The organism is Sphingomonas kyungheensis, from assembly GCF_037120395.1.
In the GTDB taxonomy this organism is placed as follows: domain Bacteria; phylum Pseudomonadota; class Alphaproteobacteria; order Sphingomonadales; family Sphingomonadaceae; genus Sphingomonas; species Sphingomonas kyungheensis.
The window spans coordinates 344,076-366,950 of record NZ_JBBBDM010000001.1 but is presented as its reverse complement, the minus strand read 5'-3'; the positions used below and the strand labels follow the sequence as shown (position 1 = coordinate 366,950).

Below are 22,875 nucleotides of genomic sequence, written 5' to 3'. Positions count from 1 at the left end.
ACCGCGATCAGCCCGGCGAGCAGCGGCAGCCACGCCAGCCGCCGCAGCCGGCCTAGCGGCTGGGCCAGATCGTCAGGCTGGTATCGACCAGCCGCTCGAGATCGGTACGGCTCGCGCCCGATCCGGCCTGCACCGCCATGCCCTGCAACAGCGCGTAGAGGCAGCAGGTCAGCCCGGTGGCGTCGACATGCGGCGGCAGGTCGCCCTCCGCCTTGGCGCGATCGAACCGCTCGATCAGCGCCGCATGCGACGAGGCACGGCGCGCACTGACATGCGCCTTGATCGAATCGGCCTCCGCGCCGCACGGCATCGCACTGATCACGCCGAGACAGCCCTTAGGATCGCCACTCTGCCCGGTCTGCAGGGCGAGCGCACCGCGCAGGATCGTCTCGGCGACGCCGCGCGCGGTCGGCTGGTCGAGCGCCTGCCGGACATAGGCAAGCTTCTCCGCCTCGTAGAGATCGAGCGCCTTGTTGAACAAGGCTTCCTTATTGCCGAAGGCGGCGTAGAGGCTCGGCCGGGTGATCCCCATCGCCTCGGTCAGATCGGCGAGCGACGCGCCCTCATAGCCCTTGCTCCAGAACACGCGCAGCGCCGCGGCGAGCGCAGTGTCGGTGCAGAACTCGCGCGGGCGGCCCTTGGCGGGCACCGGCGCGTCGTCATGCGACAGGGTCATGCTTTCCATATCGCTCAGTATAGAACTCGCGGGCGTCCCATACAAGGCGTTGCGGACTGCAACCTTTCTCGGCCGGGCGGGGGACAGGCCAAGGCGAGGGTCGGCGGGAGCGAAGATGCCGCCTCCGCTCAACCGCCGGTGCGCAGATACGAACGTCGCCGCCAGACCGCGCCGACGCACCCAAGAGTAGCCAGTGCTCCCGCGAAAGCGGGAGCCCAGTTTCTTGTCTCCGGCCACTGTTCTGCTCGGCACTGGATTCCCGCCTGCGCGAGACCTCTGCGAAAGTAGCAACCCGACCTGCCCACGTACCACCCCGGCGCAGGCCGGGGTCCAGTTTGGTGAAGCTTTGCAATTAGTTACAAAGGCCTCCAAACTGGGCCGCGGCCTTCGCCGCGGCGGTTTCGAAACTTTCGCAGGGGTCTCGCCTGCGCGGGAATACTGGTGTGTGCGGCACGCGTAGCGCCTTTTGCGGAAGTCTTGAACTAGGACGGCTTGCTCAACTGCGTCAGGTGCCGGCGGCAGCTACGCGAAGCTCCGCGCCTCCGCGCGAATACACCTTCTTTCCTAGCGAGCCCCCGCCCCCTCAGGCCGCATCCGCCAGCACCGGCCGGCCGACCAGCTCGCGCGCCACCGCCTCGGCGATCTTGATGCCGTCGACCGCGGCGGAGAGGATGCCGCCGGCATAGCCTGCCCCCTCGCCCGCCGGGAACAGGCCGGCGGTGTTGACGCTCTGGAAATCGTCGCCACGGGTGATGCGCAGCGGCGACGAGGTGCGCGTCTCGACCCCGGTCATCACCGCATCGGGATGATCGTAGCCGGGGATCTGCTGGCCGAAGGCGACCAGCGCCTCGCGCATCGCGGTGACCGCGAAGTCGGGCAGCACCTCGGCGAGATCGGTCATCGTCACGCCGGGGCGATAGGAGGGGATGACGCTGCCGAGCCGCGTCGACGGCCGGCCGGCGAGGAAGTCGCCGAGCCGCTGCGCCGGCGCGCGATAGGCGCCGCCGCCCGCCTCGAACGCGCGCGTCTCGAGCTGCCGTTGCAGCGCGATGCCGGCGAGCGGATCGCCGGGATAGTCGCGCGCCGGATCGATGCCGACGACGATCCCCGAATTGGCGTTGCGCTCGTTGCGCGAATATTGGCTCATGCCGTTGGTCGCGACCCGCCCCGGCTCCGAAGTCGCGGCGACGACGGTGCCGCCCGGGCACATGCAGAAGCTGTAGACGGTGCGCCCGTTCTTGCAGTGGTGCGACAGGCTGTACGCCGCCGCGCCGAGATCGGGATGGCCGGCGCACGGCCCGAACCGCGCCTCGTCGATCCAGCTTTGCGGATGTTCGATCCGAACGCCGATCGAAAAGGGCTTGGCTTCGAGGAAGACACCGCGCGCATGCAGCATCGCGAACGTATCCCGCGCGCTATGCCCGAGCGCGAGCACCACCGGCCCATCGGTCGCCAGCCGCTCGCCGGTGCTGAGGTGGAGCGCGGCGAGGCGGCGGCTGCCGTCCGCCCCGGTCGCCACCTCGATATCGTCGACGCGGCGTTCGAAGCGATATTCGCCGCCGAGCGCCTCGACCGTCGCGCGCATGCTCTCGACCATCGTCACCAGGCGGAAGGTGCCGATATGCGGATGCGCCTCGGTGAGGATCTCCTCGGGCGCGCCGGCCTTGACGAACTCGCTCAGCACCTTGCGGCCGAGATGGCGCGGATCCTTGATCTGGCTCCACAATTTGCCGTCGGAGAAGGTGCCGGCGCCGCCCTCGCCGAACTGGACGTTCGATTCGGGATTGAGTTCGCTGCGCCGCCACAGGCCCCAGGTGTCCTTGGTCCGCTCGCGCACCACCTTGCCGCGATCGAGGATGATCGGCCGGAAGCCCATCTGCGCGAGGATCAGCCCGGCGAAGAGCCCGCACGGCCCCGCCCCGACCACCACCGGCCGCGGCCCGGCATAGCCCGCCGGGGCCTTGGCGACGAAGCGATAGCCGGTGTCCGGCGTCGGGTTGACGTGGCGGTCCCGCTTGAACCGGGCGAGCACCGCCGCCTCGTTCTTGACCGTCACGTCGATCGAATAGACGAAGTGGATGTCCATCTTGTCGCGCGCGTCGTGCGCGCGCCGCGCGACGGTATAGCGGACGAGGTCGCGCGGCGTGATGCGCAGCCGGTTGCGGATCGCCGCGGCCAGCGCCTCCTCCGGATGGTTGAGCGGCAGCTTCAATTCGGTGATGCGGAGCATGACCCGCCTTAGCCGATTTCGCGCCCGCCAGCCACCCGTGCGCGCGCCGGGTCAGCCGGCGACGTCGACCGCCTCGGTCACGATGATCTCTGGCCGTGCCGTCGCAAGATCGCGCGCGGCGAGGCCGAACGCCTTGAAATGATCCGATTGCATATGCGCGTCGACCGCCGCCTGATCGGCATAAAGTTCGTTGAAGACGAACCGCCGCGCGCCCTCGGTCTCGCGCCACAGCTCGTAATGGAGCGTGCCCGGCTCGGCCCGCGACGCTGCGACACAGACGCGCGCCGCCGCGACGAACGCCGCCTCCGCGCCGGGCTTTACCGAGACGAATGCGATCACTTTGATGGCCATGCCGCTAATCCTTATCGTGTCGCCCCCAACTGGGAGCGGCGGCACGTCGCGGCAAGCCTACCAGCGGCCATCGGCCGCCGCGGTGCCGCGATATTCGGCGATCCGTCGCGCCGTCGCCGGCGACACCGCCGCCGGCAGATCGTCGAGCGCGAACAGCCGCGCCTCGGCCAGTTCGACGCCATCGGCCGCCGGCGCGTCCCGCGTCGTTCCGCGGAACAGGAAGACGGTATCGCGCCGCCCCTCCTGCCGCGCCTCGAACCGGCCGATCGCGGTCGGCGCGTCGAGCGTGCAGCCGGTCTCCTCCGCCAGCTCGCGCACCGCCGCGTCGGCGGGGGATTCGCGACGGCCGATGCCGCCGCCCGGCAGCATCACCAATCGGACCGCCCGTAACGGTGGCGCACGAGCAGCAGCCGCCCCGCCGGATCGAACGCCATCACCTTGACCCCGCGCGTCCGCCAGCGCAGCAGCGCGAGCATGCGGCGGCGCAGGCGATAGCCGAGATCGATGAGCGGGCGCATCGCCCCGCCATAGCCGGTCGCGGCGCCTGCCACCAACGCTTGCGCGATGCCGGCGAACCGGCAAAGAGGCGGATCGAAGGGAAGCCTATGTCCGTCTTGTCCGATCGCTGGATCCGCGACGCCGCGCGCGAGCAGCGGATGATCGAACCGTTCGTCGAGAGCCAGCGCCGCGAGGGCTGCATCAGCTACGGCCTGTCCTCCTATGGCTATGACGCCCGCGTCGCCGACGAATTCAAGATCTTCACCAATGTCGACAATGCCCTGGTCGACCCGAAGGACTTTGCCGCCAACAGCTTCGTCGATCGCAAGACCGACGTGTGCATCATCCCACCCAACAGCTTCGCGCTCGCCCGCACGGTGGAATATTTCCGCGTGCCGCGCGACGTGCTGGTCATCTGCCTCGGCAAGTCGACCTATGCGCGCTGCGGCATCATCGTCAACGTGACGCCGCTCGAGCCCGGCTGGGAGGGGCACGTCACGCTCGAATTCTCCAACACGACGCCGCTGCCTGCCAAGATCTACGCCAATGAGGGCGCCTGCCAGTTCCTGTTCCTGCAAGGCAACGAGCCGTGCGAGATCAGCTACGCCGACCGGGCGGGCAAATATATGGGCCAGCGCGGCGTGACCTTGCCGAAGCTGTAGGCGCGCCGGGAGGGCACCCGCCCCCCCGTCCGTCCGGACCGGCGCCTGCGGTGACGAGGGGCCGATTCGCGCATAAAGGCCCGCACGCGCATGGCGGCGCGACCGACCCCGGCGCCAACCTCCTGATGATCCAGCCCTTTCCTGCAAGCTATTGCAAGTCATTTGCATCACTGGCATCGATGATGACCTGAACAGGGGGATCATCGTGGTTGCTGTCGTGCAGGCCCGCTCGGCGCGGGCGTTTCTGCTGTCGATGTCGCTCGTCTCGAGCGGATGCCTGCTTCCGGCGGCAGCGATCGCGCAGCGCGCCGAGGATGGCGCCAGTGACGATATCGTCGTCAGCGCCGATCGGCGCGACAGCTTCGGCGCCGATTATGTGCAGGCCGGCACATTCCGCGACGCACGGTTGATCGACACGCCGTTGACCGTGTCGGTGCTGACCCGCCCCCTGCTCGACGCCCAGCAGGCGCAGTCGCTCAACGATGCGGTCCGCAACACCGCCGGCGTCAGCCAGGCGCAGATCAACACCAGCATCTACAGCAATCTGGCGGTACGCGGCATCACGCTCAACAATTTCACCAACGTGCGGTGGAATGGCGTGCTGCCGGTTGTCAACGTCATCGAACAGCCGGTCGAGGCGATGGACCGGGTCGAGGTGCTGAAAGGGGCGGCCGGTCTCTATTACGGATTTGCCACGCCATCGGGCATCGTCAATCTCGTCACCGCGCGCGCGGGCACGACGCCCGTCACCCGCTTCACGGTCAGCGGCAACGCCTATGGCGCGATCGGCCTGACCGGCGATGTCGGCCGGCGCTCCGGCGCGGTCGGCATCCGGATCAACGGCGGCACCGGCCTCGTCGCGACGGGGGTCCGGTGGACCAGGGGCCAGCGCGGCTTCGCGACGCTCGCCTTCGACTGGACGCCGACGGACGCGGTCCAGATTCTCGTCGACGCTGCCTATATCGCCAAGACGATCACCGAGCCGACCGAATTCAGCCTGGCCGCGGTGCACGACAGGATCGTCCTGCCGCCGCTGTCGTCACCGCACCGCAACCTCGGCGCCGACTGGATGCAGGCGCGGGGTCGCGAAACCAATTTGCTGGCGCGGGTGAACTATGATGTCGCGCCGCGCTGGCGGCTCGCGGCCGCGATCGGGCGCTCCTATCTGACGCGCGATCGGGCCTATTCGTCGTTCGGCCGCTACGATCCGCTCACCGGGGATGGGATCGTCACCGTCGCGCGGACGCGCGGCAACGATTTCACCAACCTCGTCTATCGCGGCGACCTGTCCGGCGGCATCCGCACCGGTCCGCTCCACCATGATCTGCTCGTCGGCATCGCCGTACAGATCCGCGACGGCAACGTGCCGATCGCCGTCCGTCGCGCGGTGCCGCAAAACCTGAACCACCCGGTCCCCATCCCCCCGCAGCCATCCCCGCCCCGCATCGTTCCCAATCCGACGCGGACCGTCGACCGGGGTGTCTACCTCTTCGACCGCGCGTCGGTCGGCGACTGGCTGCAGGCGACGATCGGGTGGCGCAAGACGCGCTATACCGACGTCAGCTCCGCCAGTGCCTATGAGGTCGATCCGACCACGCTGTCCTATGGCCTGATGGTCAAGCCGGTCCGCTGGATCAGCGCCTATGCCAATTATATCGAGGGGCTCGAACCCGGCCCGATCGCGCAGCAGATCGCGCGCAACGCCGGCGAGATGCTCCCCGCCGCGGTCAGCCGGCAGCAGGAGGCCGGGATCAAGATCGCGCCGCTCACCCGGCTGCTGCTGACCGGGACCTGGTTCCGCATCGCCCGGCCCTCGGCCTATCTCAACAGCAGCAACCTCTTCGTGCAGGACGGCGAGGCGGTCTATCAGGGCGGCGAATTCAGCGCGGTGGGCGAGGTCGGTGCCAATCTGTCGATCACCGCGAGTGCGATGGCGCTGTCCGCGCGTCAGCGGACGGGTTCGCCGGACGTCGCCGGCAAGCGGATCGAGAATGTCGCGCCCGGTTCCGGCTCCCTATTCGCCCTCTACCGGGTCGCCTCGGCCCCCGGCCTGAGCCTATCGGCAGGGCTGTTCCGGGTCGGTCGGCGCGCGGTCAATGCGCTCAATCAGGCCGAGGTGCCGGGCTATACGACGATCGACCTCGGCGCCGGCTATCGTTTCACGCTGTCGGGCAGGTCCGCGGCCGTGCGCGCCTATGCCGACAACGTCACCGGCCGACGCTATTGGGCGTCGACCGGATCGAGCCTGCTCGCGCAAGGGCTGCCGCGGACGATACGACTCAGCCTCTCCCTCGACCTCTAGGGGGCTCGTCCGATCGTCGCCCGCCGCGCCGAAACGCCTGGTCCGGCTATGGGCAGGATCACGCGTCGGGCGGGGGCGCGCCTTTTCGGCTATCGCGTCGCGACCCGCATCGGCAGTCGCGCGAGACCGCGCGCCGCGACGTCGTGCGACGAGACCACCGCACCGCTCGGCATGTCCATCGCCACCGCCGGGCGCTCCAGCACCGTATCGTACAGCGCGCGCGCTTCGGCGCTGCGGCCGATCCGGGTGTAGGCGGCGGCGAGGTTGAGCATCAGCTCGGGCCGGTCGGGGAAGATCCGCCGCTCCGCCTCGATCCGCTTGGCCGCGGTGACGAAGTCGCCCGCGGCGATCGCCTGATAGCCGGTCCGGTCGGCCGCGAGCACCGGTGTCGCCAGCATCGTGCCGGCCGCCATCGTGAGGACAAGATTACGCATTGCATCGTCTCCCCCCTGCCCGAATGGCAGGTTTCATTTTTATGACACTGGTGTGTCACTTTGAAGACAACGACGCAAGGTCCGATCAGGTCCGTTCGGTCACCCCCTGCCAGGCGCTGCGCATCAGATGCTGCAACCGCTCGCGGCTCCGGTCGGAGAGGTGGCGCAGCCGCTCGCCCGCGGCGGAGATGCCGGTGCTGCGATCCAGCCCCTCGACCTGCATCACCCACAATTGCCGGAAGGCGCCGCCCTTCTGGCGCAGCAGCTGCTGCGGCGGGCCGTCCTCGACGATCCGCCCGTCGGCGAGCACGACGACGCGGTCGAAGCCGGCGATCGTCGACAGGCGATGCGCGACGGCGATGACGGTGCGGTTCTCGATCAGCGCGTCGAGCCCGTTCTGCACCTCCAGCTCCGATTCCGAATCGAGCGCCGAGGTCGCCTCGTCGAGCAGGACGATCCGGGCATTCTTCAGGAAGGCGCGGGCGATGCCGATACGCTGCCGCTGGCCGCCCGACAAATTGGTGCCGCGTTCGCCGACGATCGAATCATAGCCGTGCGGCAGGCGGCGGATGAACTCGTCGCATCCTGCGGTCTGCGCGGCGCGATGCACCTCCTCGTCGCTCGCATCGGGTTTGGCGAAGCGGATATTCTCCATCACCGTGCGGTGGAACAGCATCACCTCCTGCGGCACCACTGCGAGCGCATCGCGCAGGCTCTCCTGCGTCACCTCGCGGATATCCTGGCCGTCGATCGCGACATGGCCGGCCTGCGGATCGTGGAAGCGCTGGATGAGCTGGAGCAGCGACGACTTGCCCGCGCCCGACGGTCCGACGACGCCGACCTTCTGCCCCGCCGGAATGACGAGCGACAGGTCGTGCAGCACGGGATGCGCCGGGTCGTACCCGAAGGTGACCTGCGACAGCTCGACCCGCCCCTCGCCGACGCGCAGCCGGCTCGCCGCCGGCGCATCGCCCAACGTCTGCGGCACGCCGATGATGTCGAGCGTCTCGCGCAGATAGCTGAATTGCTGGCTGGTATCGATCAGCGCCATCGCCAGGTCGCGCGATCCATGCAGGATGCGGAAGGTCATCGTGCTGATCACCACCACGTCGCCGGTCGAAATGGCATGCGCCGACCAGCGGCCGATCGCCCAGATCAGCGTGCCGCCGACGAGGATGGCGAGCGCGAGGTCGTGCAGCCCGCGCATCCGCTCGACGAAGAACCAGCCGCGCCGCTGCGCGCTCGCCTCGTCGTCGAGGAAGCCCTGCAGGCGCGAGAGTTCGCGCTGATGCGCGGCGAAGGCCTTGACCACCCAGATGTTGCCGATCAGGTCGACCAGCTCGCCGCCGACGGTGCCGGCACGCTCGGCGAAGGCCTTGTGGTGGACGTGCCCGCGCAGGCCGAGCAGCACCAGCACGACGGTGACGACGACGAAGATCACGCCCAGCACCGCAGCCATCGCCGGGTCGATGCTGACGAAGATGATCATCGCCCCGACGAAGGCGATCAACGGCGGCGTCACCTCCTGAAGCAGACGGTGGACGATCGAGCCGAAGATGCCGGCGAGACCGGAGACGCGATGGCCGAGCGAGCCGGCGCGCTGGTTCTGGAAGAACGGCATCTGGTGGCCGGTCAGATAGTCGACCATGTCGAGGCGGATATCGACGCCCGATTTGACCGTGGCATGGCCGAGCGTCAGCGCCGCGGCGCGTTGCAGCGCGCTTTCCAGCACGACGAGGGCGAGGAAGGCGGCGAGGAAGGTGTAGACGGCGGCGCGGATCCGGTCCGAGCCGGTCATCGCGTCGATCAGCAGCTTCAGCGCATATTGCACCCCGATCGAACAGGTCGACGAGGCCGCGACGAGCAGGCCGAGCGACAGGAAGGTCCAGGGACGGACGCGGATGTAGTGGAGCAGGAAACGGGTCGGACTGCGTCGGTAGGACATGGCAGAGGGCTCCCGGCGGAGCGGGCATGTTGCAGCGCAGCAACATCGCTGGCAACCGCCATGCGTCGGGAAGACGCGATTTGCCGTCCGACGCCCCTGCGTGCTGATGGCGATCAGCCCGGCGCCGGTGCGCCGTCACGCCGGGACCGCGCACGAAAAAGGGCGGCTCCTTGCGGAACCGCCCCAGACACATGGCCTTCAGCGGGGATCAGAAATCGTTGCGATACTGTTCGTTGCCGATGAAGCCCAATTTGGTCACCGCCGAACGCTTGATCACCGCCAGCGTCTGGTCGACCTTGTCGTATTTCGCCGCCGGGTCGGGCTGGAAGTGCAGCTCCGGCTCGGGATTGATCGCCGCCGCCGCGTCGAGATAGGTGCGCAGCGTCACCTCGTCGACGGGAACGCCGTTCCACGACACCGTGCCGGCCGCGTCGATGATGATCTTGTTCTTCTGCGGATCGACCGGCGGTTTGACGTTGCGCGGATCGTTGACCGGCAGATCGACCTTGACCGCGTGGGTCGGGATCGGAAGCGTGATGATGAACATGATGAGGAGCACGAGCATGACGTCGATCAACGGCGTCGTGTTCATGTCCATCATCGGCTCGCCGTCTTCCGTGCCACCACTCATTGCCATTTCAGATACTCCTGGATCGGGCGGGGCGGATCAGCCGCCCGCGGGCGGCGGCTGCGAGATGAAGCCGACCTTGGCGAAGCCGGCCTGCTGCATCGTGTATACGGTGCCGCCGATGCACTTATAGGGGGTGTTGACGTCGCCGCGGATATGCACTTCCGGCAGTTCGAGGTCCGGATTGCCGGCACCGCCCTGACGGTCGATCTCGAGCTTGAGCTTGTCGACCGCGCGGGTCAGCAGGTCCTTGCTGGTGATCGGCGACGTGCCCCAATAGACCAGGCAGCTGCCGTCCGGCTTGGTCGTCACCGACAGCAGGACGTTTTCGGGCTTGGTCGTCGTCGGATCGAAACGGACCTTGGGCAGGACGATGCCCTTGACCGTCTGGATCGCCACCGGAACGGCGATCAGGAAGATGATCAGAAGCACCAGCATCACGTCCACGAGGGGCGTGGTGTTGATGTCCGACAATGGTTTCTCGGAGGAACCTCCTCCGCCTGTGCTCATCGCCATGTGCGAGCTATCCTATCCATTCCATGTGCCGGCGGCCGTTCGCCGCCGGCTGGTCGCGGGGTCGCCAAAGCGCGACCCCGCAGCCTTATCGTCTTACGGGCGGCTCTGCACGCCACCGGCCTGGCCGGCGGTGGTGGTCGCAGCCGCCGGCTTCACCGGGGCCTTGGCAGCCGGCGCATTGCCGAGCGTCGGCTTGACGGCACCGTTCGAGGCGAGGAAGCCGAGCACGTCGTTCGAGAAGGCCGACAGGTCCTCCGCGATCGACTTGTTGCGGCGCTGCAGCCAGTTGTACGCAAGCACCGCGGGAACCGCGACGACCAGACCGAGCGCGGTCATGATCAGCGCCTCACCGACCGGGCCGGCGACCTTGTCGATCGAGGGGTCGCCCGACGCGCCGATCTTGATCAGCGCGCGGTAGATGCCGACCACGGTGCCGAACAGACCGATGAACGGTGCGGTCGCGCCGACCGTCGCGAGGAAGGCGAGACCGCCGCCCAGCTTCGAGTTGATCGCCGCTTCCGAACGGGCGAGCGAACCGTGCAGCCAGTCATGCGCCTCGACCGGATCGGTCAGCTTGGCATGCTGGTCCTGCGCCTGCAGGCCGTCGTCGACGAGCTGCTTGTACGCCGAGTTCTTCTCGAGCTTGGCGGCGCCCTCGCGCAGGTTGGCCGAGTTCCAGAAGCCCTGACGGACGCGCTTCGCCTGGTTGATGATCTTCTGCTGCTCGAACAGCTTCGAGAACAGGATGTAGAACGAGACGATCGACATGATCACGAGGATCGTGAACACCGACTGCGAGATCAGGCCGCCTTCCTTCAGAGCGGCCTGCAGGCCGAACTGGTTTTCGGCGGCCGCGGTGCCGCCGGCCGCGAGAATGGTGGTGAGCATTATGGTATCCCTCTAATCTATCTGGCTGGCCGCTGGGGCCGATTGGCATGCATTAGAACGTCGGTGCATCAATCCGTCGGCACCTGCCAGCGGATGGAGATGGTATCGCTAGCAGCGATCGGCTGGCCCGATTCATCCTTCGCCGGCGTGTAGCGACCACGACGCTGCGCGACGCTGCACGTTGCGCGATCGAGATCGGAATTGCCGCTCGACGAGGTGACCGTGCAACCCGACACGCGACCATCGGTCCCGATGCTGAGCCGTGCGACGACACGTCCCGAAGCCTGTTCACGAAGCGCGCCCGACGGATAATCGTCGGTGCTGTACCAGCTCGACGGGTTACCCTTCGACTTGGCGGCCTGAGACACGCGCGGCGGAGCCGGCGGCGCAGGCGGTGCCGGCGGAGCGGGCGGCGCAGCGATCGGCGTCAGATTGACGGCCGGCGGCGGCGTCGTGACCGTCTGGATCACCACGGGCGGCGGGTTCGGATTCTGCACGATCGGCGGCGGCGACACCACCGGCGGCGGCGTCATCGGCGTATCGGGCGGCGGGGGCGGCGGCTCGTCCGGCGGCGGGGGAGGCGGCTCCTCCACGTCGAACGTGTTAAGTTTTTCTTGGGCCTTCTTCACGTATTGGTACGCGAGCCCGGTGACGAAGGCGTAGCCCAGCGCCGCATGGATGAGCACGACGATGACGATCGCGACCACCCTGCCACCGGACATCTTCTGGTCAGCATAGGCCATTCAGCAACGACACTCCCTAATCTCACGGTCCTCGCAGCGCCCGGGGGAAGAGCGCGCGTAGGCCCCTGCCCCGGCTTACGCCGCGTGTGACAGTGCGCAAACCCTATCGTCCCGTTTCTCGCCACGCAAACGCTTTGTCGGACGCAACAAACGTACAATCGTTTAGCGACACTTTTATTTCTGTATCGTTCAGGAGCATTCGGCTAGCGAATTCGGCATGGTTATGCGCTTTCGCCCCATTCTGGCCGTCGTTGCCGCCGTCGCCGCCGCGCCGATTTACGCCGCTTTTCCGCCACAAAGCGCGACTGCGATGCCGAATCAGCCCGGCTCTGATAGCGCTATCGGCTATGCCGATCTGACCGATCTGGTGATCGCCGCGCCGGTGATCGCCGATGCGACGATCCGCTCCGCGATCCGCCTGAAAGGTGACGAAGCGGCAGGCGTAGCGCCCGGATTCACACGATATTATGTCGAGGCCGACATTGGCGCGCTGGTCCGCGGCGCCGGCGGACTGCCGCCGCGAATCGGCTATCTTGTGGATATTGCACCTGATTCCTCGGGCCGATTGGCCAAGTTGAAGAAAATGCGGGTGATCCTGTTCGGCCGTCCGGTCGCCAACCGTCCCGATCAGATACAGTTGGTCGCACCCGACGCACAAATTTCCTGGACGCCCGCGGAGGACGCGCGCGTCCGCGCCGTCGCCCGCGCTCTGGTCGCCACCGATGCGCCGCCGGTGATCACCGGGATCGGCAATGCCTTCCACGTTCCGGGTGCGCTACCAGGCGAGGGCGAGACGCAGGTGTTCCTCACCACCGCCAATGGCGCGCCGGTATCGCTCACTGTGCTGCGCCGCCCCGGCGAGCAGCCGCGCTGGGCGGTCGCCTTGTCGGAGATCGTCGACGAGGCGGCGGCGCCGCCGGCGCGCGACACGCTGCTCTGGTATCGCCTCGCCTGTGCGCTGCCCGCCGATCTGCCCGAGCGCAGCACCGCCTCGCTGGCCGAGGCGGACGCCGGCATCGCGCGCGACGATTATCACTTTATCCTCAGCCAGCTCGGCCCATGCGGCCGGACGCGGACGATCCGCTGACGGATCAGCCCGCGTCGGCCGGGCGGTGCCGCACCAGCGTGATGCCGATCGACTCCCCCGCCTCGGCGATCGCCAGCTTGACGATCTTGACGCGGACCTTGCGCACGCGCCGGTCGCCGAGGAACAGCGTTTCGCAGATATGGTCGGCGACCGCCTCGATCAGCGTGAAATGCTGCCCTTCCGGCAACGCCGTCGTCGCGGCATGCTTGAGGTCGAGATAGTTCTTCGATGCCGACAGCGGCGTGTCGGGGGCGAAATGCGCCGGGCAGACCAGATCGACGGTGAGGTCGATGCGCAGCGGCTGCGGTAGGTGCGTCTCCTCCGAATAGATACCGGTGAGCACCTGAACCTCGAGGTCGTGGACCTCCAGCTGAAGACTGTCTTGCATGGCGCCCGCCTCTAGCAAGCCCTGCGCCCGACTGCCAATCGCATTGCAGCTTGCCTTCCGCGCGGCGCCGCCGCATGCGCCGCGCGCTTCCGCTCTCCGTTGCCGAGGACCCCGTGACCGAGTCCGCGTCCCTTTCGCCTGCCCTGCCCTCGCTCGCCTTCGTTCCGCTCGCCGACGTGCCCGGCGCAGCGATCGAGGCGCTGCTCGATGCCGCCTTCGGCCCGGACCGTCATCGCCGCACCGCGTACAAGGTGCGCGGCGCGGGGCAGCCGATCGCCGCGCTCAGCCTCGCCGCCGTTGCCGGAGACGGGCTGATCGGCTCGATCCAATGCTGGCCGGTGGCGCTGCACGGCGACGACGGCGTCGCCCATCCGCTGGTGATGATCGGGCCGGTCGCGGTCGCGCCGGCGCACCAGCGCGACGGCATCGGCCGGCTGCTGATGACGCACGCGCTCGATGCGGCGGCGGCGGCGGGGCTCGACGACCGGCTGATGCTGATCGGCGATCCCGAATATTACGGCCGCTTCTTCGGCTTCGACGCCAGCCGCACCGCCGACTGGCGCCTGCCCGGCCCGGTCGAACGCCACCGCCTGCTCTCGCGCGGCACGGGCGTGCCGGCGGTGGCGGGGGTGCTCGGGCCGCGATAGCGGCGCAGTAGTAGGGTTCGCGCGGAGGCGCGGAGGCGCGGAGATGACGCGCATGGGCAGGCGTGGCCCTGTCATCCGCCGACGCCGGAGAGGCGGTGCAGCGTTGCGTCAGAATGCCCCCCTCTCCGCGCCTCCGCGTGAACCCTCCTTTTCGACGGAGCTGCACCGGCGCTCGCCCGGTGGGCCGTTCACGCGAAGACGCAAAGGCGCCAAGGGGTCTTGCCTGCGGACGGGCGCCGCGCCCTGATTCGACTCGACATGAAGAGCCGCTACCGCGGCGGACGCACCCTCTTCGCGGCTTCGCGGCTTAGCGCGCCATCGTCCCGGCGACCGCCAGCCTTTACGCACGCCGCCCGAGTCCCTACCTCGCCGCGATGCCGATGGAGGAGCTTCCCGATCTCGCCGGTCTCAGCCTTGCCGAGATCGCGACCCTGGCCGAACAGCGCCGCCTGCCGCCAGTCGAGCAATGGCAGCCCGCGCATTGCGGCGACAGCGAGATGCGCATCGCGCGCGACGGAAGCTGGTATCATCAGGGTGCGCCGATCGGCCGCAGCGCGATGGTCCGCCTGTTCTCGACCATCCTGCGCCGCGAGCCCGACGGCGGCTATGTCCTCGTCACACCCGCCGAGAAGCTCAGCATCGCGGTCGAGGACGCGCCGTTCGTCGCGGTCGAGATGAAGGCGGAGGGCGACGGACGCGACGCGCGGCTCGCCTTCCGGCTCAACACCGGCGATCTCGTCACCGCCGATGCCGCGCACCCGCTGCGCTTCGTCGAGGGTGAGGACGGCCCCCGCCCCTATCTCCACGTCCGCGGCGGTCTTGAGGCGCTGGTCGCACGGCCGGTCTATTACGAGCTGGCCGAGCGCGCGCTCGCCGGTGACGACGCACAGCCCGGCGTGTGGAGCACCGGCGCCTTCTTCCCGCTGGCCGCCGCATGACGCTCGCCGAGCGGCTCGCACGCGCCTGGCAGGCCGGGCGCGGTGGCGACGCGTCGCTGCTCACCGGCGACGACCGCGAACTCGACGCCCGTCCGCCCGCCGATCTCACCCCCGCCGCGGTGCTGATCGCGGTGACCGATCGCGATCGGCCGGGCGTGCTGCTGACCCAGCGTACCGAGACGCTACGCCATCATGCCGGTCAGATCGCCTTTCCCGGCGGGCGGCTCGACCCCGGCGAGGATGCGGTCGCCGCAGCGCTGCGCGAGGCGGAGGAGGAGATCGCGCTGCCCCGCGCCGCGGTCGCCGTGATCGGTCCGGTCGCCGCCTATCGCACCATCACCGGCTATGCCGTCACGCCGGTGCTCGCCGCCGTGCCCGCCGATCTGCCGCTGGTGCCGAGCGAGGCGGAGGTCGCCAGCGTGTTCGAGGTACCGCTCGACCATCTGCTCGATCCCGCCAACCAGCTCGCGGCGAGCGCACAATGGCGTGGGCAGACGCGGCATTACTATGAGATCCACTGGCAGGACCGACGCATCTGGGGCGCGACCGCCGCGATGATCGTCAATCTGTCGCGGCAGCTCGCATGGTGACGCTGGCGCTCGACGCCATCGCCGCACGCGAGGGCTTCGCCGCTCTGATCGCCGCGCTCGGAGGGCCGGAGCGGACGCGGCTGGTCGGCGGCGTGGTGCGCGATACGTTGCTCGGGCTCGACCCGGCGGACATCGACCTGGCGACCCAGTTGCTGCCAGACGAGGTGCTGGCGCGGCTCGAGGCGGCGGCGATCCGCGCGGTGCCGACCGGCCTTGCCCACGGCACCGTCACCGCGGTGCTGCCGGGCGGACCGATCGAGGTGACGACGCTGCGCCACGACGTCGCCACCGATGGCCGCCACGCCGTCGTCGCCTTCACCGACGTCTGGCAGGACGATGCGGCGCGGCGCGATTTCACGATCAACGCGCTCTATGCCGATCCGGCGACCGGCGCGGTGGTCGATTATTTCGACGGGCTTGCCGATCTCGCCGCCGGGCGGGTCCGGTTCATCGGCGATCCCTATCGCCGCATCGCCGAGGATCACCTGCGCATCCTGCGCTTCTTCCGCTTTCACGCGCGTTTCGGCGACGCCGACCAGACGCAGATCGACGCCGCCGGGCTCGACGCCTGCACCGCCCGCGCCAACGACCTGATGGCGCTGTCGCGCGAGCGGATCGCCGCCGAATTGCTCAAGCTGCTCGTCGCCCGCCATGCGGTGGCGGTGATCGCGCTGATGATCGAGCGCGGCATCTGGCGCGCGGTGCTGCCCGAGATCACCGACGCGCGCGCACTGGCCGACCTCGCCGCGCGCGAGGCGGCGGCGGGTGTCGCGCCCGATCCGATCCGTCGGCTCGCGACGCTGATCCCGCCGGCTGCGGCGGAGGCGGTCGGCGCGCGGCTCAAGCTGTCGAATGCCGATCGCAAGCGGCTGATCGCGGCGACGCAAGGTCCGGGCGACGAGGGCGCGCGCGCGCTCGCCTATCGCGTCGGTTTCGCGAGCGCCGAGGACCGGCTGCTGATCGCCGGCGCCGACGTCGCGCCGCTGCGCGACTGGACGCCGCCGGCCCTGCCGATCGGCGGCGGCGCGCTGGTCGAGCGCGGCCTACGCAAGGGGCCGGAGGTCGCGGCGGTGCTGCGCCAGATCGAGACGCGCTGGATCGCCGAGGGCTTCCCCGACGCCGCGCGCGTCGCTCAGCTCGCCGACGAGGCGGTGCGCGCCGCGACGATCATGCGCAGCGCGTCGGACGCCTCGAGCGGTCGCGCATAAAGATAGCCCTGGCCGAAGGTGCAGCCGAGCGCGGCGAGCGTCTGCGCCAGTTCGTTGCTCTCGACGCCTTCCGCCGTGGTGCGCATGCCGAGCGCCTGCGCGAGGCTGAGCACCGCGCGCACGATCGCGATCTTGTCGCGGTCGGCGAGCATGCCGGAGACGAAGCTGCGGTCGATCTTGAGGATGTCGATCGGCAGCTTCTGGAGATAGGCGAGGTTGGAATAGCCGGTGCCGAAATCGTCCATCGCCAGCGTCGTGCCGAGCGCCTTCAGCCCGTGCATGATGCCGGCGATACGATCGGGATCGGTGACGATCGCGCTTTCGGTCAGTTCGAGCACGAAGCGGTCGCCGCTCAGCGCATGGCGGATCAGCGCCGCCTCGACCACCGGGGTGATGTCGTCGCGCTGGAGCTGGATCGCCGACAGATTGACCGCGACGCGCATCCCGCAATTGCCGCCGCATTCCTCGTCCCACCAGCGCAGCGTCCGCGCCGCCTCGTCCATCGCCCAGCGGCCGAGCGGGACGATCAGCCCCGATTCCTCCGCGACCGGGATGAAGTCGCTCGGCTGATGCTCGACACCCTGCGGATCGCGCCAGCGCGCCAGCGCCTCGAACGAGACGATCGCACCGGTGGCGAGATCGCAGATCGGCTGGAAGGCGAGCCGCAGCTGGCGGTCGTCGATCGCGCGGCGCAGCGCCGTCTCCATCGCGAACCGCTCGCGCGCCAGCGTGAAGGCCTGCGTCTGATAGCTTTCGACCTGCCGCCCGGTCTTGGCGCCCTTGACCGCGAATTGCGCGTTGCGGATCAGCTCCTCGACATCGTCGATCGCATCGTCGCCATAAGCGATGCCGATCGAACATTCGACGCCGATCTCATAGTCGCTCAGCCGGAACGGCGCCGCCAGCGCGCGGCGGATGCGCTCGGCGAGGCGGTTGGCCTCGTCCCGGTCGTTGTCGACCGCCATCAGGATGCCGAATTCGTCGCCGCCGATCCGGGCGAGCGAATCGCAGGCGCGCAGCGCGCCCTTGATCCGCCGCGCGACGGTGATCAGCAATTCGTCGCCGGCGAGCCCGCCGAGACAGGCGTTGAGCTGGCCGAAGCGATCGAGGTCGATGACCAGCACCGCATGGCCGCTGCGCTCCGCCTGCACCGCCTCGATCATGTCGCTGAAGCCTTCCCGGTTGGGCAGGCCGGTCAGGCTGTCGGTGGTCATCTCGCGGCGCAGCGAGCGTTCGGTATGGACCTGCGCGGTCAGGTCGATGAAGGCGATCTGACAGCGGTCGCGCAGCGCGGCGGTCGGACGCGCGAGCGTGACGCGATAATAACGCGAATCGATCACCTGCCCGATCGACCAGTCGAAATCGCTGCGCAGGTCGCTCGACCGCAGGAAGGCATCGATGCGGCTGCCGAGCAGCGCGAGCATCGGCGACCGGTCGGCGATCACCCCCAGCCCGGCGAGCCGATAGGCGCGATTGATCGCCAGAAAGGTGAAGCCGCCCCCCTCGCGCCCGACCTGCACCGTCGGGATCGGGATCAGCTCGAGATCGCGCTCGAACAGCTCCGCCGCATCGCGCGGTATGGCTGACAGGTCTGGCGAAGCGGTGGCCATGCCTTCTTTGTAGACGCCGTTCGTTAAAGCCGCCTGAAAGTATACGTTCATCTTGGGTGGAATCGCGGCCACACGCACCGGCGAGCGATAAATTACCCCCCGAAGCGGTTGTCCCGCGGGAAGCCGGTCGGCGGCGTGCGCCCCGCCGCGCCGCGCGCGGTGCGCCACAGCGACAGGTCGGTCTCGGTGCGGGTGCGGCCCGAGCCGCCGCCCATCGGCCAGCTCAGTCCCTCGGCGAAGACGAAGGTGGTCGCGTCCGACAGATGGCCTTCGCGGAAGCGTTGCAGCTGCACGCCGGTGCCGCGCGTCATCACCGGCAGCTCGGCGATCGGGAAGACGAGCAATTTGCGGTTGTCGCCGATCGCCGCGACATAATCGGCCTCCGGCGCGACCGGACGGACGACGAGCAGTTTGGCGCCGGGGCGCGGCGTCATCACCGTCTTGCCCTTGCGCGTCTCGGCGATCACCTCGGACACCGCGACGCGGAAGCCGCGGCCGTCGGTGGCGGCGATCAGCAATTGCTCCTGCGCACGCGCGTTGAGGAAGGCGACGATGCCGATCGCGCCGTCGAGGTCGATCATCGCGCGCACCGGCTCACCGAAGCCGCGCCCGCCCGGCAATTTGTCCGCCGCCAGCGTGAAGAAACGCCCGTTCTCCGCGGCGAGGAGCAATTTGTCGGTGGTCTGCGCGTGAAAGGCGAAGGCGGGGCCGTCGCCTTCCTTGAACTTGAGCGTCTCCGCCCCCCCTGCTTCTTTTGGGGACAGGTCACCATGCCCCTTCATCGCGCGGATCCAGCCGCGCTGCGACAGGATCACGGTGATCGGCTCGCGCTCGATCATCGCTTCCAGCGGGATGTCGCGGGTCGGCGCGGCTTCCTCAATCGTCGTGCGGCGCGCGCCGAGCGGCGTCTCCGCGCCATAACGGTCGCGCACCTTCTTCATGTCGCGCTTCATCCGCCGCTTCTGCTTGGCGGGATCGGCGAGCAGCGCCTGCAATTCGGCCTGTTCCTTGTCGAGCTTGTCGCGTTCGCCGCGGATCTCGAACTCCTCGAGCCGGCGCAACGAGCGCAGCCGCATGTTGAGGATCGCCTCCGCCTGCCGGTCGGTGAGGCGGAATTCCGCCATCATCACCGCCTTGGGCTCATCCTCGGTGCGGATGATCTCGATCACCCGGTCGAGGTTGAGATAGGCGATCAGATAGCCGTCGAGCAGCTCGATCCGGTCGGCGATCTTGCCGAGCCGGTGGCGGGTGCGCCGCTCCAGCACGACGAATTGATGCTCGACCCACGCCTTGAGCGCGCCGCCGAGCGACATCACCCGCGGCGTGCGGTCCTTGTCGAGCACGTTGAGGTTGAGGCTGATCCGCGTTTCGAGATCGGAGAAGCGGAACAGCCCGTCCATCAGCACCTGCGCATCGACGGTGCGGCTGCGCGGTTCGAGGACGATGCGGATCTCGGCATCCGATTCGTCGCGCACGTCGGCGAGGATCGGGAATTTCTTGTCGTTGATCAGGCCGGCGATCTGCTCGATCAGCTTGCCCTTCTGCACGCCATAGGGGATTTCGGTGACGACGGCATGCCAGCCGCCGCCCTTCTCGCGCTCGATCTCCCAGCGCGCGCGGACACGGAACGCGCCACGCCCCGTCGCATAGCTTTCCGCGATCACGGCGGCGGGATCGACGATCAACCCGCCGGTCGGCAGGTCGGGGCCCCTGACGAAGTCGAGCACCGCGGCGTCGGGCGCATCCGGCTTGTCGACCAGCATCATCGCCGCGTCGAGCAGCTCGGCGGCATTGTGCGGCGGGATGCTCGTCGCCATGCCGACCGCGATCCCCGCCGCGCCGTTGGCGAGCAGGTTGGGGAACAGGCCGGGGAACAGCTCGGGCTCCTGCTCCTCGCCGTTATAGGTCGGGCGATAGGCGACGGCATCCTCGTCGAGCCCGTCCATCAGGTCGATCGCGACCTGCGTCAGCCGCGCCTCGGTATAGCGATAGGCGGCGGCGTTATCGCCGTCGATATTGCCGAAATTGCCCTGACCGTCGACCAGCGGGTAGCGCAGCGAGAAGGTCTGCGCGAGCCGGACCATCGCGTCGTAGACCGACTGGTCGCCGTGCGGATGATATTTGCCGATGACGTCGCCGACGACGCGCGCGCACTTCTTATAGCCCTGATTGGGATCGAGCTTGAGCAGCCGCATCGCCCACAGCAGCCGCCGGTGCACCGGCTTCAGCCCGTCGCGCACGTCGGGCAGCGAGCGCGCGGTGATCGTCGACAGCGCATAGACGAGATAGCGATCGGACAGCGCGGTATCGAACGGCGCGTCGAGGATGCCGATCGGGGGTTCCTGAAAGTCGGTGGCCATATCGGGAACGTTCTACTGGGCGGGGGCGCAAACGGCAACGGGCGCGCCGGGGCGGCGCAATCGGCGCAATCGGCGGTGCCGACGGCGTAGCGATGGCGTCGGCCTTTCCCCTCGGCTAGCGTCGCATCATGCTGACCTGGCCCGATCTTACCAGCCGCGTGCGCGGGGCGCCCGATGCAACGGTCGCTTATGGCGACGACCCCTTGCAGGTCGCCGACCTGTGGCGGCCGGCGGGGGACGGGCCGCATCCGGTGGTGGTGATGGTGCATGGCGGCTGCTGGCAGACGAGCATCGCCGATCGCCGGTTGATGGACTGGGCGGCGGCGGACCTGCGCGCCGCCGGCATCGCGGTGTGGAACATCGACTATCGCGGCGTCGATCGTGCCGGCGGCGGCTATCCCGGCACCTTCCGCGACGTCGCCGCCGCCGCCGACCGGCTGCGCGACGCGGCCGCCGCCTTCGCGCTCGACCTCCGCGGCGGCGTCGCCATCGGCCATTCCGCGGGCGGGCATCTCGCCTTGTGGCTCGCCGCGCGCCACCGGCTGAGCCCCGACAGCCCGCTGCACCGCCCGGCCCCGCTCGCGATCGGCACGGTGATCTGCCTCGGCGGCCTGCCCGATCTCGCCGCGGTCGCCGCCAGCCCCGACAATGGCTGCGGCACCGAGGTGATCGCCCGCCTCGTCGACCCGAGCCGGCCCTCGCCTTATGCCGATACCTCGCTGCCGCCGCTGCTGCCGATCGACGCGGTGCAGCATCTGGTCAACGGCCGCGAGGACCGGATCGTCCCCCTCCGGCTCGGCGAGGCCTATGTCGCGCAGGCGCAGGCGGCCGGCGACGACGCCCGGCTCCACACTGTCGCCGACACCGGCCATGTCGAACTGATCACCCCCGGCACCGCCGCCTGGACGCACGCGCGTGCGCTGGTCGTCGCCGCCGTCGAACGAGACCGCTGATGACCCGCGACGATGCCCGTGCCCTCGACCGCAGCGATCCCCTCGCCGCCTTCCGCGACCGGTTCGCCTTGCCCGAGGGGGTGATCTACCTCGACGGCAACTCGCTCGGCGTGCTGCCGCGCGCGGTCACGCCCGCGCTTGCCGATACGCTGACGCGGCAATGGGGCGAGCGGCTGATCCGCAGCTGGAACGAGGGCTGGATCGAGGCGCCGCAGCGGCTCGGCGCCAAGATCGCGCCGCTGATCGGCGCAGCGGCGGACGAGGTGATCGTCGGCGACACCACCTCGACGCATCTGTTCAAGGCGCTCGTCGCCGCGCTCCGCCACGATCCGGCGCGGCGCACCATCGTCAGCGAAGCGGGCAATTTCCCCACCGACCTGCATATCGCCGAGGGCGCGGTCGGCTGCGTCCCGGGCGCGACGCTCAAGGTGGTGGCGCGCGACCGGCTCGCCGCGGCATTGGGCGACGACACCGCCGTGCTGCTGCTCACCCACGTCCATTACAAGACCGCCGAGCGCTTCGACCTCGCCGACTGGAGCGCGCGCGCGCATGCCGCCGGTGCGCTGATGCTGTGGGACCTCAGCCACAGCGTCGGCGCGGTGCCGATCGACCTCGCCGCGGCGGGGGCCGATCTCGCGGTCGGCTGCACCTATAAATATCTCAACGGCGGTCCCGGTGCGCCGGCCTTCCTCTACGTCGCGCGCCAGTGGCAGGCGGCGCTCGCCAATCCGGTGAGCGGCTGGATGGGCCATGCCGAGCCCTTCGCCTTCACCGACGGCTATCGCCCGGCGGAGGGCATGCGCCGCTGGCTGGTCGGCACGCCGTCGATCCTCGCGATGGCGAGCCTCGAGGCGGCGCTCGACCTGTGGAACGACATCGACATGGCGCAGATCGCCGCCAAGAGCGCCGCGCTGTTCGCGATCCTTGCCGAGGCGGGCGCCGCCGCCGGCCTCGCCTGCGTCAGCCCCGCCGATCCGGCGCAGCGCGGCAGCCATATCAGCTTCCGCCACCGTCACGCCTATGCGGTGACGCAGGCGCTGATCGCGCGCGGCGTGATCGGCGACTTCCGCGCCCCCGACGTCCTGCGGCTCGGACTGACGCCGCTCTACCTCAGCCATGAGGACGTCTGGCGCGCCGGCGCACTGCTGCAAGAGGTCATCGCCGACGAGGCGTGGCGCGATCCCGCCTATGCGACGCGCAACGCGGTGACGTGACGCCGCG

The 22,875-nt window shown here is 69.1% G+C and carries 23 protein-coding genes; 9 read left to right on the top strand and 14 right to left on the bottom strand.

What is annotated here, in order from left to right:
• Window positions 1–52: 52 nt before the first annotated feature.
• The 5 genes from V8201_RS01745 to V8201_RS01725 all read right to left on the bottom strand — a co-directional run bounded on the left by V8201_RS01745 (window position 53) and on the right by V8201_RS01725 (window position 3,808).
• Window positions 53–676: a TetR/AcrR family transcriptional regulator gene (locus V8201_RS01745; protein ID WP_373276441.1), complete on the bottom strand. Its 624-nt coding sequence runs from the start codon at window positions 674–676 to the stop codon at window positions 53–55.
• 583 nt (window positions 677–1,259) lie between these two features.
• Window positions 1,260–2,906, bottom strand: coding sequence for an NAD(P)/FAD-dependent oxidoreductase (locus tag V8201_RS01740; RefSeq protein ID WP_336544319.1), 1,647 nt, complete (start codon window positions 2,904–2,906; stop codon window positions 1,260–1,262).
• Window positions 2,907–2,957: 51 nt separating this feature from the next.
• The gene (locus V8201_RS01735) at window positions 2,958–3,257 is read right to left on the bottom strand and encodes a putative quinol monooxygenase (RefSeq protein WP_271299462.1); all 300 of its coding nucleotides are present in this window, start codon (window positions 3,255–3,257) and stop codon (window positions 2,958–2,960) included.
• A gap of 57 nt (window positions 3,258–3,314) precedes the next feature.
• Window positions 3,315–3,626, bottom strand: coding sequence for an NUDIX domain-containing protein (locus V8201_RS01730; protein WP_271300906.1), 312 nt, complete (start codon window positions 3,624–3,626; stop codon window positions 3,315–3,317).
• Window positions 3,626–3,808 (bottom strand): hypothetical protein, encoded by a 183-nt coding sequence (locus tag V8201_RS01725; RefSeq protein WP_336544318.1) that lies wholly within the window; start codon window positions 3,806–3,808, stop codon window positions 3,626–3,628. The genes V8201_RS01730 and V8201_RS01725 overlap by 1 nt, the downstream gene beginning before the upstream one ends.
• 54 nt (window positions 3,809–3,862) lie before the next feature.
• Between V8201_RS01725 and dcd the strand changes: the two genes are divergently transcribed.
• Window positions 3,863–4,417, top strand: a complete 555-nt coding sequence (dcd, locus tag V8201_RS01720; RefSeq protein WP_037533833.1) for a dCTP deaminase — start codon at window positions 3,863–3,865, stop codon at window positions 4,415–4,417.
• Between the two features lie 205 nt (window positions 4,418–4,622).
• Window positions 4,623–6,719 carry a TonB-dependent siderophore receptor gene (locus tag V8201_RS01715; RefSeq protein ID WP_336544317.1) on the top strand — a complete coding sequence of 699 codons (2,097 nt, stop codon included), beginning with the start codon at window positions 4,623–4,625 and terminating at the stop codon, window positions 6,717–6,719.
• 89 nt (window positions 6,720–6,808) lie between these two features.
• Here V8201_RS01715 and V8201_RS01710 read toward each other — a convergent pair whose 3' ends face one another.
• From V8201_RS01710 to V8201_RS01685, 6 genes are all read right to left on the bottom strand, one after another.
• Window positions 6,809–7,153 carry a tetratricopeptide repeat protein gene (locus V8201_RS01710; RefSeq protein WP_037535827.1) on the bottom strand — a complete coding sequence of 115 codons (345 nt, stop codon included), beginning with the start codon at window positions 7,151–7,153 and terminating at the stop codon, window positions 6,809–6,811.
• A gap of 85 nt (window positions 7,154–7,238) precedes the next feature.
• Window positions 7,239–9,098 carry an ABC transporter ATP-binding protein gene (locus V8201_RS01705; RefSeq protein WP_336544316.1) on the bottom strand — a complete coding sequence of 620 codons (1,860 nt, stop codon included), beginning with the start codon at window positions 9,096–9,098 and terminating at the stop codon, window positions 7,239–7,241.
• Between the two features lie 208 nt (window positions 9,099–9,306).
• On the bottom strand, window positions 9,307–9,735 hold the full coding sequence (locus V8201_RS01700; protein WP_037535822.1) for an ExbD/TolR family protein: 429 nt from the start codon (window positions 9,733–9,735) through the stop codon (window positions 9,307–9,309).
• A 30-nt stretch (window positions 9,736–9,765) separates the two neighbouring features.
• The gene (locus V8201_RS01695; protein ID WP_037535820.1) at window positions 9,766–10,242 is read right to left on the bottom strand and encodes an ExbD/TolR family protein; all 477 of its coding nucleotides are present in this window, start codon (window positions 10,240–10,242) and stop codon (window positions 9,766–9,768) included.
• Between the two features lie 93 nt (window positions 10,243–10,335).
• Complete coding sequence (locus tag V8201_RS01690; RefSeq protein ID WP_037535818.1) at window positions 10,336–11,130, bottom strand: MotA/TolQ/ExbB proton channel family protein; 795 nt, start codon at window positions 11,128–11,130, stop codon at window positions 10,336–10,338.
• Between the two features lie 68 nt (window positions 11,131–11,198).
• Complete coding sequence (locus V8201_RS01685) at window positions 11,199–11,873, bottom strand: energy transducer TonB (protein ID WP_271299466.1); 675 nt, start codon at window positions 11,871–11,873, stop codon at window positions 11,199–11,201.
• A gap of 310 nt (window positions 11,874–12,183) precedes the next feature.
• Between V8201_RS01685 and V8201_RS01680 the strand changes: the two genes are divergently transcribed.
• Window positions 12,184–12,960, top strand: coding sequence for a hypothetical protein (locus V8201_RS01680; protein ID WP_336544315.1), 777 nt, complete (start codon window positions 12,184–12,186; stop codon window positions 12,958–12,960).
• 4 nt (window positions 12,961–12,964) lie between these two features.
• Here V8201_RS01680 and V8201_RS01675 read toward each other — a convergent pair whose 3' ends face one another.
• The gene (locus V8201_RS01675) at window positions 12,965–13,348 is read right to left on the bottom strand and encodes a dihydroneopterin aldolase (protein ID WP_271299468.1); all 384 of its coding nucleotides are present in this window, start codon (window positions 13,346–13,348) and stop codon (window positions 12,965–12,967) included.
• A 113-nt stretch (window positions 13,349–13,461) separates the two neighbouring features.
• On the opposite strand from V8201_RS01675, the gene V8201_RS01670 reads away from it, so the two are divergent.
• The 4 genes from V8201_RS01670 (at window position 13,462) to V8201_RS01655 (ending at window position 16,731) form a co-directional block, all read left to right on the top strand.
• The gene (locus tag V8201_RS01670) at window positions 13,462–13,995 is read left to right on the top strand and encodes a GNAT family N-acetyltransferase (RefSeq protein WP_235199725.1); all 534 of its coding nucleotides are present in this window, start codon (window positions 13,462–13,464) and stop codon (window positions 13,993–13,995) included.
• 380 nt (window positions 13,996–14,375) lie between these two features.
• Complete coding sequence (locus tag V8201_RS01665; protein WP_081793037.1) at window positions 14,376–14,933, top strand: DUF1285 domain-containing protein; 558 nt, start codon at window positions 14,376–14,378, stop codon at window positions 14,931–14,933.
• Window positions 14,930–15,523 carry a CoA pyrophosphatase gene (locus V8201_RS01660; RefSeq protein ID WP_336544314.1) on the top strand — a complete coding sequence of 198 codons (594 nt, stop codon included), beginning with the start codon at window positions 14,930–14,932 and terminating at the stop codon, window positions 15,521–15,523. The genes V8201_RS01665 and V8201_RS01660 overlap by 4 nt, the downstream gene beginning before the upstream one ends.
• Window positions 15,517–16,731: a CCA tRNA nucleotidyltransferase gene (locus V8201_RS01655; protein ID WP_336544313.1), complete on the top strand. Its 1,215-nt coding sequence runs from the start codon at window positions 15,517–15,519 to the stop codon at window positions 16,729–16,731. Before V8201_RS01660 ends, V8201_RS01655 begins: the two co-directional genes overlap by 7 nt.
• Here V8201_RS01655 and V8201_RS01650 read toward each other — a convergent pair.
• On the bottom strand, window positions 16,656–18,341 hold the full coding sequence (locus tag V8201_RS01650) for a putative bifunctional diguanylate cyclase/phosphodiesterase (protein ID WP_037534107.1): 1,686 nt from the start codon (window positions 18,339–18,341) through the stop codon (window positions 16,656–16,658). The genes V8201_RS01655 and V8201_RS01650 overlap by 76 nt on opposite strands.
• Window positions 18,342–18,433: 92 nt before the next feature.
• The gene (gene parC / locus V8201_RS01645) at window positions 18,434–20,701 is read right to left on the bottom strand and encodes a DNA topoisomerase IV subunit A (RefSeq protein WP_336544312.1); all 2,268 of its coding nucleotides are present in this window, start codon (window positions 20,699–20,701) and stop codon (window positions 18,434–18,436) included.
• A 128-nt stretch (window positions 20,702–20,829) separates the two neighbouring features.
• Between parC and V8201_RS01640 the strand changes: the two genes are divergently transcribed.
• Both V8201_RS01640 and kynU read left to right on the top strand, forming a co-directional pair.
• A complete protein-coding gene (locus V8201_RS01640) occupies window positions 20,830–21,654 on the top strand; it encodes an alpha/beta hydrolase family protein (RefSeq protein ID WP_336544311.1) in 825 nt (274 codons plus the stop codon).
• Window positions 21,654–22,868, top strand: coding sequence for a kynureninase (gene kynU, locus V8201_RS01635; protein ID WP_336544310.1), 1,215 nt, complete (start codon window positions 21,654–21,656; stop codon window positions 22,866–22,868). The genes V8201_RS01640 and kynU overlap by 1 nt, the downstream gene beginning before the upstream one ends.
• The last annotated feature ends 7 nt before the right edge of the window (window positions 22,869–22,875 follow it).

Coding starts and splice junctions, on each gene's coding strand:
- V8201_RS01745 (WP_373276441.1), bottom strand. CDS start 676: ATGACCCTGTCGCATGACGACGCGCCGGTGCCCGCCAAGGGCCGCCCG.
- V8201_RS01740 (WP_336544319.1), bottom strand. CDS start 2,906: ATGCTCCGCATCACCGAATTGAAGCTGCCGCTCAACCATCCGGAGGAG.
- V8201_RS01735 (WP_271299462.1), bottom strand. CDS start 3,257: ATGGCCATCAAAGTGATCGCATTCGTCTCGGTAAAGCCCGGCGCGGAG.
- V8201_RS01730 (WP_271300906.1), bottom strand. CDS start 3,626: ATGCTGCCGGGCGGCGGCATCGGCCGTCGCGAATCCCCCGCCGACGCG.
- dcd (WP_037533833.1), top strand. CDS start 3,863: ATGTCCGTCTTGTCCGATCGCTGGATCCGCGACGCCGCGCGCGAGCAG.
- V8201_RS01710 (WP_037535827.1), bottom strand. CDS start 7,153: ATGCGTAATCTTGTCCTCACGATGGCGGCCGGCACGATGCTGGCGACA.
- V8201_RS01705 (WP_336544316.1), bottom strand. CDS start 9,098: ATGTCCTACCGACGCAGTCCGACCCGTTTCCTGCTCCACTACATCCGC.
- V8201_RS01700 (WP_037535822.1), bottom strand. CDS start 9,735: ATGGCAATGAGTGGTGGCACGGAAGACGGCGAGCCGATGATGGACATG.
- V8201_RS01695 (WP_037535820.1), bottom strand. CDS start 10,242: ATGGCGATGAGCACAGGCGGAGGAGGTTCCTCCGAGAAACCATTGTCG.
- V8201_RS01690 (WP_037535818.1), bottom strand. CDS start 11,130: ATGCTCACCACCATTCTCGCGGCCGGCGGCACCGCGGCCGCCGAAAAC.
- V8201_RS01685 (WP_271299466.1), bottom strand. CDS start 11,873: ATGGCCTATGCTGACCAGAAGATGTCCGGTGGCAGGGTGGTCGCGATC.
- V8201_RS01680 (WP_336544315.1), top strand. CDS start 12,184: ATGCCGAATCAGCCCGGCTCTGATAGCGCTATCGGCTATGCCGATCTG.
- V8201_RS01675 (WP_271299468.1), bottom strand. CDS start 13,348: ATGCAAGACAGTCTTCAGCTGGAGGTCCACGACCTCGAGGTTCAGGTG.
- V8201_RS01665 (WP_081793037.1), top strand. CDS start 14,376: ATGGAGGAGCTTCCCGATCTCGCCGGTCTCAGCCTTGCCGAGATCGCG.
- V8201_RS01660 (WP_336544314.1), top strand. CDS start 14,930: ATGACGCTCGCCGAGCGGCTCGCACGCGCCTGGCAGGCCGGGCGCGGT.
- V8201_RS01655 (WP_336544313.1), top strand. CDS start 15,517: ATGGTGACGCTGGCGCTCGACGCCATCGCCGCACGCGAGGGCTTCGCC.
- V8201_RS01650 (WP_037534107.1), bottom strand. CDS start 18,341: ATGGCCACCGCTTCGCCAGACCTGTCAGCCATACCGCGCGATGCGGCG.
- parC (WP_336544312.1), bottom strand. CDS start 20,701: ATGGCCACCGACTTTCAGGAACCCCCGATCGGCATCCTCGACGCGCCG.
- V8201_RS01640 (WP_336544311.1), top strand. CDS start 20,830: ATGCTGACCTGGCCCGATCTTACCAGCCGCGTGCGCGGGGCGCCCGAT.
- kynU (WP_336544310.1), top strand. CDS start 21,654: ATGACCCGCGACGATGCCCGTGCCCTCGACCGCAGCGATCCCCTCGCC.